Annotated in this window: 12 protein-coding genes; 6 read left to right on the forward strand and 6 right to left on the reverse strand. The window is 72.1% G+C overall.

Features of this window, described 5'->3' with window-relative positions; genetic code table 11:
- Positions 1 to 39: 39 nt before the first annotated feature.
- Positions 40 to 687 (reverse strand): TetR/AcrR family transcriptional regulator, encoded by a 648-nt coding sequence (locus HCN52_RS04145; RefSeq protein ID WP_312876529.1) that lies wholly within the window; start codon positions 685 to 687, stop codon positions 40 to 42.
- A 254-nt stretch (positions 688 to 941) separates the two neighbouring features.
- On the opposite strand from HCN52_RS04145, the gene HCN52_RS04150 reads away from it, so the two are divergent.
- Entirely contained in the window at positions 942 to 2,657 is a 1,716-nt protein-coding gene (locus HCN52_RS04150; RefSeq protein WP_168086983.1) for an alpha-amylase family glycosyl hydrolase, read from the forward strand.
- 163 nt (positions 2,658 to 2,820) lie between these two features.
- Complete coding sequence (locus HCN52_RS04155) at positions 2,821 to 5,142, forward strand: MMPL family transporter (RefSeq protein WP_168086984.1); 2,322 nt, start codon at positions 2,821 to 2,823, stop codon at positions 5,140 to 5,142.
- Positions 5,143 to 5,220: 78 nt separating this feature from the next.
- Here the strand turns inward: HCN52_RS04155 and hemC are convergent, their stop codons facing one another.
- From hemC to HCN52_RS24665, 4 genes are all read right to left on the reverse strand, one after another.
- Entirely contained in the window at positions 5,221 to 6,192 is a 972-nt protein-coding gene (gene hemC / locus HCN52_RS04160; RefSeq protein WP_312876530.1) for a hydroxymethylbilane synthase, read from the reverse strand.
- Entirely contained in the window at positions 6,189 to 6,908 is a 720-nt protein-coding gene (locus HCN52_RS04165) for a class I SAM-dependent methyltransferase (RefSeq protein ID WP_168086985.1), read from the reverse strand. The genes hemC and HCN52_RS04165 overlap by 4 nt, the downstream gene beginning before the upstream one ends.
- 312 nt (positions 6,909 to 7,220) lie before the next feature.
- On the reverse strand, positions 7,221 to 7,457 hold the full coding sequence (locus HCN52_RS04170; protein WP_168086986.1) for a hypothetical protein: 237 nt from the start codon (positions 7,455 to 7,457) through the stop codon (positions 7,221 to 7,223).
- Positions 7,454 to 7,867, reverse strand: coding sequence for a hypothetical protein (locus tag HCN52_RS24665; RefSeq protein WP_209314154.1), 414 nt, complete (start codon positions 7,865 to 7,867; stop codon positions 7,454 to 7,456). The genes HCN52_RS04170 and HCN52_RS24665 overlap by 4 nt, the downstream gene beginning before the upstream one ends.
- Before the next feature lie 299 nt (positions 7,868 to 8,166).
- On the opposite strand from HCN52_RS24665, the gene HCN52_RS04180 reads away from it, so the two are divergent.
- The 4 genes from HCN52_RS04180 to HCN52_RS25185 all read left to right on the forward strand — a co-directional run bounded on the left by HCN52_RS04180 (position 8,167) and on the right by HCN52_RS25185 (position 9,949).
- Positions 8,167 to 8,994 carry a helix-turn-helix domain-containing protein gene (locus HCN52_RS04180; protein WP_168086987.1) on the forward strand — a complete coding sequence of 276 codons (828 nt, stop codon included), beginning with the start codon at positions 8,167 to 8,169 and terminating at the stop codon, positions 8,992 to 8,994.
- Complete coding sequence (locus HCN52_RS04185; protein ID WP_168086988.1) at positions 8,991 to 9,185, forward strand: DUF397 domain-containing protein; 195 nt, start codon at positions 8,991 to 8,993, stop codon at positions 9,183 to 9,185. Before HCN52_RS04180 ends, HCN52_RS04185 begins: the two co-directional genes overlap by 4 nt.
- Positions 9,186 to 9,386: 201 nt before the next feature.
- Entirely contained in the window at positions 9,387 to 9,578 is a 192-nt protein-coding gene (locus HCN52_RS04190; protein ID WP_168086989.1) for a DUF397 domain-containing protein, read from the forward strand.
- 179 nt (positions 9,579 to 9,757) lie between these two features.
- Complete coding sequence (locus tag HCN52_RS25185) at positions 9,758 to 9,949, forward strand: DUF397 domain-containing protein (RefSeq protein ID WP_168086990.1); 192 nt, start codon at positions 9,758 to 9,760, stop codon at positions 9,947 to 9,949.
- 103 nt (positions 9,950 to 10,052) lie between these two features.
- On the opposite strand, the gene HCN52_RS04200 is transcribed toward HCN52_RS25185, so the two are convergent.
- On the reverse strand, positions 10,053 to 11,978 hold the full coding sequence (locus HCN52_RS04200; protein ID WP_168086991.1) for a TIGR03960 family B12-binding radical SAM protein: 1,926 nt from the start codon (positions 11,976 to 11,978) through the stop codon (positions 10,053 to 10,055).
- Positions 11,979 to 12,031 lie beyond the last annotated feature (53 nt).

A 12,031-nucleotide genomic window follows, 5' to 3' on the forward strand; every position in this document is an offset into this window, starting at 1 on the left:
CCCCGCTGCGGCGCCCGGGCGCCGCAGCGGGGTGGGCCGTCAGCCGGCGGGGACGCCCGCGGTGGGCGCGGGGTACGTACCGGGAGGGTCGGTGCCCAGCAGGTGGTCCAGCAGGGTCATGCCGGCCTGCATGTCGACCTTCTCGTCCAATAGCCATTGGGTGGACAACCCGTCCATTGCCGCCAGCAGCAGCGAGGCGGCGGTGTCGAGCGGAATGTCCTCGCGGACGGCGCCGATGGCCCGCCCGTGTTCGAGGACCACCCGGATCTGGCCGCGCAGCCGGGCGTAGCGGTCGACGAAGTAGGCGCGGGCGTCCTCGTTGTCCGACTCCAGCGCGCGGGCCAGCATGCTGTTGAAGAGCGCCATCAGCCCGGGGACGCGGGTGATGAAGTCGGCGCTGCTCAGTGCGGCGGTGAGGCTGTCGTCCACCGCCAGGTCGGTCTCGGCGCGCCGGTCGGCCTCGCGCAGCACTTCGACGAAGAGCTGTTCGCGGGAGCCGAAGTAGCGGCTCACCGCCGCGTGCGTGAGGCCGACGGACTCGGCGATCGCGCGCAGCGAGGTGTGTTCGTAGCCGCGCTCGTTGAACACCTCGACGGTCTTGTCGAGGATCTGCCGGCGTCGCTCGATGCCCTTGCGGTAGGGGCCTCGCTTGGTTCGGGGCGCGGCCTGCTCACCGGTGTCGTTCACGGGTGTCACCACCTTCTGCTCGGGGTCGGCGCGACCCCCGATCCTAGGGGCCGCGCGGCCGGCCGGCCCGCTATCCGGGCCGTGCGCGCGGTGCTCTCCGGCGTGATCGACGGAGGGGCGCGGTGGGGCTGCGGGGCGGCGCGGCATCGCCATCGTAGCGAAAAGTTCCGCGCGGAACTTTTGGTGTACGGTGGTGCTGCGCGCCGCCGAACGGACGGTGCCCACCCCCCGTCGTGCCGAGATCGAGGAGACCCATGTCCGGTGACCACCGCCACCGCGCGACCGTCAGCACCCGGGACAGCGACGCCGACACCGACGCCGACACCGGGCGCGGGTCCGCACACGCCGCCACCGCCCGGTGGCGGGACGCCGTCGTCTACCAGGTCTATCCGCGCAGCTTCGCCGACGGGAACGGCGACGGCACCGGTGACCTGCGCGGCGTCCTCCACCGGCTGGACCACCTCGTCGAACTCGGTGTCGACGCCGTCTGGTTCAGCCCCTTCTACCCCTCGGCGCTCTCCGACGGCGGCTACGACGTGGACGACCACCGCGCCGTCGACCCGACGCTCGGCACCCTCGACGAGTTCGACGAGGTCGTTCGCCGCCTCGCCGCCGCCGGGATCGACGTCGTCGTCGACATCGTCGCCAACCACAGCTCCGACCGGCACCCGCGCTTCGTCGAGGCCCTCGCCGCCGGGCGGGGCTCCCGGGCCCGCGAGCGCTACGTCTTTCGCGACGGGCGGGGCGAGCGAGGAGAGCTCCCGCCGACGGACTGGCCGGCCTTCTTCGGCGGCCCCGCGTGGACCCGGGTCGACGACGGCCAGTGGTACCTCCACCTCTTCACCCCCCACCAGCCCGACTGGAACTGGAACGACCCCGAGGTGCGCGCCGACTTCCTGCACACCCTGCGGTTCTGGGCCGACCGCGGCGTCGCCGGGTTCCGCGTCGACGCGGCGATGTGCCTGACCAAGGACCTCAGCGAACCGCTGCCGCCCTGGGACGAGGTGTACGCCGGCTTCCCCGCGCTGGTCGGCGGCGGGGGCGACGGCCCTCTCTCGGACGGGCGCAACCCGCTCTACGACCGCGACGACGTCCAGGACGTGTACGCCGAGTGGCGGAGGCTCTTCGACAGCTACGACCCGCCCCGGTTCGCCGTCGCGGAGGCCTGGGTCGACCCCCACCGCCGCGCCCGCTACACCGACCCCGGAAGCCTCGGGCAGATCTTCACCCTCGACCTGCTCATGACCCCTTGGGGAGCCGCGGAGTTCGGCGACGCGATCCGCCGCACCCTGGACCGGGCCGCGGCCGACGGCTCGGCCGCGACCTGGGTGCTGTCCAACCACGACGTGCCCCGCCACGCGACGCGGCTCGCCCCCGGGACCCCCGCCGGCACGCTCGACCAGGCGCCGCCTCCCGGACCGGGACTCGACCGGGCCCGCGCGGCGACGCTGCTGCTGCTCGCGCTGCCCGGCAGCGCCTACCTCTACCAGGGCGAGGAGCTCGGCCTCCCGGAGGTGGCACTGCCCGGCGAGGTCGGCCAGGACCCCGTCGCCGGCAACGACGACTCCGCGGTCCCCACCCGGGACGGCTGCCGTGTCCCGCTGCCCTGGGAAGAGCACGCTCCCTGGTTCGGCTTCAGCGACCACGGCTCGCACCTCCCCCAGCCCTCCTGGTTCGGGGAGTTGGCCGCGGCGGCACAGGCCGACGACCCCTCCTCGACGCTGTCGCTGTACCGGCGGGCCCTGCGCCTCCGGCGCCGACTGCGCACCCGCGGCCCGGTGACCTGGCTCGACTCCCCCGAGCAGGTGCTCGCCTTCGCCCACCCCTCCGGATGGGTCTGCGTCACCAACTTCGGCGACACCCCCGTGGGGCTGCCGGCCGGCGACGTCGTCCTGACCAGCCGTCCGGCGGCGGACGGCCTGCTCCCCGGCGACGCCACCGCCTGGCTCCGCCGCCCGGCCGCCGGCTGACACCACCCGCCCCGACCCCGACCGGCACCCGCCCCACGCCGGTCCCGCCCGAACGCGCCCTCGACCGGCGCCCCGCCCGGCACGCCCCGGAGCGGGCCGTGCCTCGGACGCGGCGGGCACCACCGCACGTCACCCCCGACCGACCCCACGAAAGAGGCCTCCCATGGCTTGGCACCTGTTCCGACTCGGCCGATGGTCGTTCGTCCACCGCAGGATCACGGTGGTCGTCTGGCTGCTGCTCCTCGTCCTCGCCGGTGTCGGCGCGGCCACCCTCTCCGGGAAGACCACCGACAGCTTCACCCTGCAGGGCATGGAGTCGACCGACGCCTTCGAGTTGGTCGAGGAGCGCTCCCCGGGAGCGGGCGCCGACGGCGCCACCGCCCGCATCGTCTTCCAGGCACCGGAGGGCGAGTCGCTGACCGACCCCGCCAACCGGGCGGCGGTCGGGGAGGCGCTCGCCCTGGTCGAGACCGCGAACGTGGACCACGTCGCCGACCCCTTCACCACCGGCACCGTCTCGGAGGACGGCACCGTCGCCTACGCCGCGGTGAACTACAGCACCCCGCCGGGTGAGGTCGACGCCGCCGACCACGACGCGCTGGACGCGGTGAAGGAGAGCGCGGACGCCGCCGGGATCACCGCGGTGGTCGGCGGTGACGCCGCCGGCGCCGACCTGCACGACGACCTCGCCGAGGTCATCGGTATCGGTGTCGCCTTCGTGGTCCTCGCCGTCACCCTCGGTTCGCTGGTCGCCGCCGGCATGCCGCTGGTCACCGCCGTCATCGGCGTGGGCATCGGCGCGGCGAGCATCGCGGCGCTCAGCGGCTTCGCCGAGCTGAACTCGGTCACCCCGGCGCTCGGCACCATGCTCGGACTCGCGGTCGGTATCGACTACGCCCTGTTCATCCTCTCCCGGTACCAGCACGAGGTCAGGGCGGGACGCCCGCTGGCGGAGGCCGCCGGGGCCTCGGTCGGCACCGCCGGCTCCGCCGTCGTCTTCGCCGGACTGACCGTGATCATCGCCCTGCTGGGCCTGGCGATCACCGGCATCGACTTCCTGGTGCAGATGGGCGTCGCGGCGGCCGCGATGGTGGCACTCGCGGTGCTGATCTCCCTGACGCTGCTGCCCGCCTTCCTCGGGTTCGCCGGCCGCCGCGTGGTCCGGGAGCGGAAGCGCACCGCCGAGGACGGCCAGGCCGACCGCCAGGACCCGGCGACGACCGGCGCCGGCGGCCGCCGCTGGGCGAAGGCCGTCAGCAAGCACCGGATCGTGGCGCTCGTCGGCGGCGTCGCCGTCGCCGCCGTGCTCTCCCTGCCGCTGGGCAGCATGCAGCTCGCCATCCTCGACAACGGGGTCGCCCCCGCCGGGAGCGACAGCCGCGTCGCCCACGACCTGATCGCCGACAACTTCGGCGAGGGCATGAACGGGCCGCTGCTGGTGGTGGTCGACACCGCGGGCGCCGACGACAAGCTGGGCGCCGTCGACGCGGTGCACGCGACGCTGGCCGCCTCGGACGGGGAGATCAGCGCCTTGGTCCCGCCGCTCGCCGACGACTCCGCGGAGGCCAGGGCAGCGCTGGCCGGGCAGCTCGACGCCGTCGACCTCGCCGACTTCACCATCATCCCCGAGGGCGGCCCCTCCGCCCCCGGCACCAAGGACCTCGTCGACTCGCTCCGCGCCGACCTCGCCGACCTGCCCGACCTGACCGGAGCGACGGCCATGGTGACCGGCCAGACCGCCGTGGGCGTCGACATCTCCCAGGAACTCGCGGACGTCTTCCCCCTCTACCTGCTGGTGGTCGTCGGCCTCGCCTTCGTCCTGCTGGTCCTGGTCTTCCGCTCGGTCCTCGTGCCCCTCAAGGCAGCCCTGGGCTTCCTGCTCTCCGTCGGCGTGGCGCTCGGCTGCACCGTCGCCGTCTTCCAGTGGGGCTGGCTGAACGGCCTGATCGGCCTGGACGCCACCTCGCCCGTGCTGTTCATCCTGCCGCTGCTGCTGACCGGTGTGCTGTTCGGCCTGGCCATGGACTACGAGGTCTTCCTCGTGACCCGGATGCGCGAGGCGTACGTCCACGGCACCGAGGCCCGGCAGGCCGTGGTCGACGGGTTCGCCCACAGCGGGCGCGTGGTGACCGCCGCCGCCCTCATCATGTTCGGTGTCTTCGCCGGGTTCGCGCTGGGGGACGACTCCATCATCAAGACCATCGGCTTCGCCCTCGCCGTGGGTGTCCTCGCCGATGCCTTCCTGGTCCGGATGCTCATCGTCCCCGCCGTCATGGCGATCGTCGGCAAGCACATCTGGTGGCTGCCGCGGTGGCTCGACCGCGCCCTGCCGAACCTCGACGTCGAGGGCGAGGCCCTGGCCGGCAAGCTCGGCCCGCCGCCCGGGAGCCCGACCGCGGCGGTGGCCGCCGCCGAAGCCGCTCCCGAGGCCGGGGCCGGGGCCGTCGGCTCCTCGCCGGCCGCCACCCGGCACCCGGTGAGCTGACCCCGGCACCGCCCGGCCCCCGCCGACGACTCGGAGCCCCCTCCCCCACCGGGAGGGGGCTCCGCCCGTTCCGGCGGCTCACTGCCCGGGGCTGTCGATGAGGTCCCGCGCGCCCTGACGGAGCAGGTCGGCGCAGACCCGGCTCCCCAGTTTCGCGGGGTCCTCACTCATCGCGCCACGGGCGCGGGCGTGCACAACCGTGGAGCCGTCCCGGCTGAAGACCATGCCCCTCAGATCCAGCCGCCCGTCGGCGGTGGTGACGCAGTAACCGGCGATGGGGCTGTTGCAGTGGCCCCGCAGGCCGTACAGCAGGGACCGCTCCGCGGTGGCCTCGGCACGTGTCGCGGGGTCGTCGACGGCGCGGAGCAGATCGCGCGTCGGCCGGTCGTCCCGGCGGCACTCCACCACAAGCACCCCGGCTCCCACCGCCGGCGGCATCTCGTCGACCCCGAAGTCACGGACGATCCGGTCCGCCAGCCCCAGTCGCTCCAGCCCCGCCCGGCCGAGGACCATGGCGTCCGCCGACTGCCCTTCCCGGGTTCCGTCGAGTTTCCGCAGCCGCGTGTCGATCGCGCCCCGCACCTGCACCACGGTCAGGTGCGGCCAGCGAGCCAGGATCTGCGCGCGGCGACGCACGGCGGCCGTCGCCACCACCGCCCCGGGAGGCAGATCCTCCGGAGTGGTGACGGGCGCCCCCTCCGGGACCAGGAGCGCGTCGCGCGCGTCCGCGCGAGGGAGCATCGCCGCGAAGACGAGGCCGTCCGGCAACGGCACATCACCGGGCACGTCCTTGAGGCAGTGGACCGCGATGTCGACCTCGCCGCGTTGCAGCTGCCGGTCGATCGCTTTCACGAACAGGCCCTTGCCCCCGAGCGACGCCAGGTCGCCGTGCCAGGTGTCCGCCTCGGTGGTGGTCGGCACCAGCTCGGTGCGCACCCCGGGGGCGGTGGCTGCGAGCAGCGCGGCGACCTGCTCGGCCTGGGCGACGGCCAACGCCGAAGCCCGGGTTCCGATCCGCAGCGCGCGATCGGTCGGACGGGTGACAGTCACCGGAGGTCGATCCCTTCGGGGTCCTCGCACCGTGGCGGGCCGGGTCGCAGAGCACGCACGTGGAGCGTGCCCTCGGTGCGGCCGCTGTCGGGTGGGGCCGGCAGGATCTCCGCCCGCGTCCGGACGAAACCCGCCGCGCGCAGGAGGCCGATCCACGTGCCGGGTTCGTGGTCCCATCGGCGGACGACGGCCGGGTCCTCGTCCGGTCCCCGCTGGATGAGCGATGCCTGCGCGCCGTAGCAGCCCTCGACAGCGGGCCGTTGGGAGAAGACCAGACGTCCGCCCGGCACGAGAGCGGACCGGATCGCCGGGAGCAGGATCGCCGGGTCGGAGAAGTAGACGGCGCCGAAGACGGAGTAGACGGCCGCGTAGGTGCCCGGTGACGCCCGCAGGTGCGTGAGGGCGTCCACGAGGTGCAACTCCACCCCTGGGTGGTCTGGCCAGCGCTCACGCGCCTTGGCCAACTGCCGGGTGGACACGTCCACACCGACGGTGCCGACGCCCAGGCTTGCAAGATGGGCGGCATTGCCCCCGCTGCCGCACCCGAGGTCGAGCGCCCTGTCGCCGGGCCGGAGCCCGAGAAGTTCGACGCCCGGCCCGTGGTCCGGGTACTGCGTCCAGTTGAACCAGGTCCGCGCGCCGGACCCGTTGGTCGGTCGGCGTTCCGGGGAGCACGCCGCGTACGCGTCCCACGCGGCGGAGGCGGTCTCGATCACAGGCCCATCGTGCACGGCACACCACCGCCCGGCGCCGGAATCCGTCGCGGGATCACCCGTGCGTGGCGCCCCTTCCCTCCTCCCGGTGGTCTCGGCGTGCCCGACCGGGGGCGACGGCGCGGCCGGGGCAGCGTTGAGGGCGCAACGCCCGGCGGGGCCCACCGCGCCCTCAACGGGTCTCCCGTCCCGACAGCCTGCCCGTCCGGAACGGGGACCGTGCCCCGCCGTCCTTCCGCTCGGGACGCATCGTCGACCGAGCGGAAGGAGGATCAACGCCCAGGGCGGCGCCCGTTGAGCACCGAGCGCGGCACCTCAGGGCCGGATCGGCCGTCTCGGCGGCAACCCGGTGCGCTTGGCCACCGCCGCTCGGCCAGTACCTTCCAGGATTCCCACCCAGGTTCCGCTGCCCGCCTCCCACACCCCGACTTCGATGCTCGGAGCGCCGCCGATCCAGTAGCCGTACTCGTCCAGCAGAGCGAGCACTCTCCGCTCGAACTCCGTCGACCGGGCCGGGTCCTTCTGCGGACCGTAGTAGGGGTCGCCCTTCACGCCGCTGCCCTCCTGCTGCGCACCACATCGGTGATATGCCGTGCGCGGAAGCCCAGTTCGACGAGCGAGGCCAACTCGTGCGCGGCGTCGGGGAGGACATGTCCGAGGGCGATGAGTCGTACGGTCCCGCGGGACGGTGAGTCCCACACCCGTCCGTCCACGGCGAGCCCGGGAGCTGCGATGTCCGCGCCGGCCAGCGCAGCAGCGAGGCGGTCGGTGGCCGTGCGCGCCTCGGCCAGCGCACCCGCCGAAATCGCTCCGTCGCCGGTGAGTTCGGCCAGTGGCACCCGGTTCTCCCGTCCGCCGCCGACCGGCCTGATCCACGCGTGACCGCGATCGACCTGCCGCACCTGGCACATGGCGCCGGTGGGCAGGTGCACCACGACCGCGCCCACGTCCATCGCCGTCATGCCGACCACCCGGCCAACGGGCTGCCGTTGAGCGCGGAGTTACTGCCTGTGCTCCTCCAACAGGTGGCTTGTCCCCGCGCGGATCGTCCGCCGCCCTCCCACAGCGGAGACGTCATCATCCTCAGCCACTTCAAACGGTTGTCCATCACAGCGCTCCTCACAGTCGTGAGCTCCGCCCCCGCGCCGCGACCGCCGCGAGGGCTTCACTTTCCGTGTGGATAGTGGATGCACACAGCTACCCTGGAGAAGGTTTTGATGTCCCGTCCATGGACGTGGGACGGGGGGGACGGAGGCACGCAATGCCCGCACGCGCCAGGGACTTGAACCCCGACCTGTCCGCCAGGCACCTCTTCGGTGCTGAGCTGCGGATGTTGCGCGAGCAGCGGGGGTACACGCTGGAGTCGCTCGCCTCTTCGCTGAAGCGCAGCAAGTCGGCCATCTCCCGCTACGAGACAGCTGAGTCGATGATCCCGCCGGACCTCCCCGGCGCCCTCGACGTACTCCTGGAGGCCAACGGCCTCTTCACCAAGCTCTACCGCTTGGCACGGAAAGAGATCCACCCCGACCAGTTCCGCCGACGCATGGAGCTGGAGGACAGAGCAGTTCATTTCGGGGAGTACACCGGGCAGATCGTATCGGGCTTGGTGCAGACACCCGCCTACGCGGAGGCGCAGTTTCGCGCCGCTGATCCGTGTGCGGAGGACAGCCGGATCGCAGACCTCGTCACAGCACGCATGACTCGGCAGCTACGGTGGGCGCCTCACGGACCAGGACGGCTTGCATTGCTCCTTGATGAGGCTGTCATACGCCGCCAGGTCGGATCCCGAGCGGTGATGCGGGAACAGCTGAGCATTCTCTGCGAGCTGGCCCTCACCCCGAGGACCACAATCCAGGTGCTTCCCTTCTCGCACGGTGTGCACGCCTTGATGGGCGGCACGCTCACCTTGCTGGTTCTTGAGGACGGCACCCGAGTGGCCTACGAGGAGTCGATCTCGACGGGCACACTCGTGGAGGACAACGAAGGGGTCCTGATGCGCCAGTGGCACTACGATTTGCTGAGGGCTTCCGCCCTGTCACCCGAGCAGTCGCGCGGGATGATGCGAGAGGCAATGAGGAGTTTCGAATGAGCATCACCAGCTCAGAGCAGTGGGTGAAGAGCAGCTATAGCGGCAACGGCGGCGGCAACTGCGTGGAGTGGCAGCCCTCGGCAATCAGCTCCGGGGTCGTCCCCCTCCGTGACAGCAAAGACACCGCGCTTCCCGCACTCACCGTTCCAACCACGGCGTGGGTAGCCTTCATCCAGCACCTCAAGGCCTGACCCCACCCCGCGAGCACTAGCGCGACAGAGCCCCCTCCCGCCGCAGCGGCAGGGGGCTCCCCATATCCGAGCGGTACAAAGGTCGTCCGTTGGCCAGCGAAGCCGTGCCCTTAGCGCGCCCGCACCGCTACGTTCTTCTCTGAACAGTGGACGTCCCGAGCATGCGCGCGGGACGTCCGAGGACCTCACGAGGAGGCACCAGTGAACGCCATCCCCTCCCCCTGGGTGAAGAGCAGCTACAGCGGCAACGGCGGAGCCAACTGCGTGGGGTGGCGCCCCTCGGCGATCAGCTCCGGGGCCGTCCCCCTCCGTGACAGCAAGGACACCGCCCTCCCCGCACTCACCGTGCCCCCGGCCGCGTGGGCAGCGTTCGTCCAGCACCTCAAGGCCTGACCCCACCCGCACGCACAGCGCGACCGAGCCCCCTTCCGCAACAGCGGCAGGGGGCTCCGGTGTTGGCCGACGGGACCGTGGTCCGCACTTGTCGGCTACCGCTACGTTCATCTCAAAGCAGCGGCTCTCAGTCCCGAGCATTTGCCCGGGACGTCCGAGAACGTCACGAGGAGGCACCAGTGAACGCCATCCCCTCCCCCTGGGTGAAGAGCAGCTACAGCGGCAACGGCGGCGACAACTGCGTGGAGTGGCAGCCCTCGGCGATCAGCTCCGGGGCCGTCCCTGTCCGTGACAGCAAGGACACCACCCTCCCCGCACTCACCGTGCCAACCACCGCGTGGGCAGCCTTCGTCCAGCACCTCAAAGCCTGACCCCACCGCACGCACAGCGCCACAGAGCCCCCTCCCGCAACGGCGGCAGGGGGCTCCCGTTCGACCGCCCGGCCGCAACGGATGTCGCGGTCGGGCGGCGTCGCTACTTCTTGACCGTCAGCGGCAGGAGCTTCTTGCCGGTGGGGCCGATCTGGATGCTGGTGTCCATCTGAGGACACACCCCGCAGTCGAAGCAGGGGGTCCAGCGGCAGTCCTCGACCTCGGTCTCGTCGAGGGCGTCCTGCCAGTCCTCCCACAGCCAGTCCTTGTCGAGGCCGGAGTCGAGGTGGTCCCAGGGCAGGACCTCCTCGTAGGACCGCTCGCGGGTGGTGTACCAGGCGACGTCCACGCCCTGCTGCGGCAGGGTCTTGGCGGCGGCCTCCATCCACAGGTCGTACGAGAAGTACTCGCGCCAGCCGTCGAAGCGGCCGCCGGCCTCGAAGACGGCGCGGATGACGGAGCCGATGCGGCGGTCGCCGCGGGAGAGCATGCCCTCGACGATGCCGGGCTTGCCGTCGTGGTACCGGAAGCCGATGTTGCGGCCGTACTTCTTGTCGCCGCGGATGCGGTCCCGCAGCTTCTCCAGCCGGGCGTCGGTCTCCTCGGCGGAGAGCTGCGGCGCCCACTGGAACGGGGTGTGCGGCTTGGGGACGAAGCCGCCGATGGAGACGGTGCAGCGGATGTCGTTGGAGTTGGCCACCTCGCGGCCCTTGGCGATGACGCGGGTCGCCATCTCACCGATCTGGAGGACGTCCTCGTCGGTCTCGGTCGGCAGCCCGCACATGAAGTACAGCTTCACCTGGCGCCACCCGTTGCCGTAGGCGGTGGCGACGGTGCGGATCAGGTCCTCCTCGGAGACCATCTTGTTGATGACCTTCCGGATGCGTTCGCTGCCGCCCTCGGGGGCGAACGTCAGACCGGACCGGCGCCCGTTGCGGGTGAGTTCGTTGGCCAGGTCGATGTTGAAGGCGTCGACCCGGGTCGAGGGCAGCGACAGCCCGACGTTGTCGTCGGTGTAGCGGTCCGCGAGCCCCTTGGCGACGTCGGCGATCTCACTGTGGTCGGCGGAGGAGAGCGAGAGCAGCCCGACCTCCTCGAAGCCGGTGGCCTTCAGCCCCTTGTCGACCATCTCGCCGATGCCGGTGATGGAGCGCTCGCGCACCGGCCGGGTGATCATGCCGGCCTGGCAGAAGCGGCAGCCGCGGGTGCAGCCGCGGAAGATCTCCACCGACATCCGCTCGTGGACGGTCTCGGCCAGCGGCACCAGCGGCTGCTTGGGGTACGGCCACTCGTCGAGGTCCATGACGGTGTGCTTGGACACCCGCCACGGCACGCCCGACCGGTTGGGCACGACGCGGGCGATGCGGCCGTCGGGCAGATACTCCACGTCGTAGAAGCGCGGGACGTACACGCCGCCGGTGCGGGCGAGGCGGAACAGCAGTTCCTCACGTCCGCCGGGGCGGCCGGCCGCCTTCCACTCGCGGGTGATGTCGGTGATCTCCAGGACGGCCTGCTCGCCGTCGCCGATCACCGCGCAGTCGATGTAGTCCGCGATCGGCTCCGGGTTGAACGCGGCGTGCCCGCCGGCGACCACCACCGGGTGGTCCTCCGTGCGGTCGGCGGCCTCCAGCGGCACCCCCGCCAGCTCCAGCGCGTTCAGCAGGTTGGTGTACCCCAGCTCGGTGGAGAAGGAGACGCCGAAGACGTCGAACGCGCCGACCGGCCGGTGGGCGTCCACGGTGAACTGCGGGACGCCGTTCTCCCGCATCAGCTTCTCCAGGTCCGGCCAGACGCTGTAGGTCCGCTCGGCCAGCACCCCGTCGCGCTCGTTGAGCACCTCGTAGAGGATCATGACGCCCTGGTTGGGCAGGCCGACCTCGTACGCGTCCGGGTACATCAGCGCCCACCGCACGTCACAGGCGTCCCAGTCCTTGACGGTCGAGTTCAGCTCGCCGCCGACGTACTGGATCGGCTTCTGGACGTGCGGGAGGAGGGCCTCCAGGCGCGGGAAGACCGATTCGACTGGCATGGGTGACAACTCCGGGGGTGTCGGTCGCGCTGTACGGTCGGGCCGCGCCGCCG

This window comes from Streptomyces bohaiensis (assembly GCF_012033785.1).
GTDB lineage: Bacteria > Actinomycetota > Actinomycetes > Streptomycetales > Streptomycetaceae > Streptomyces > Streptomyces bohaiensis.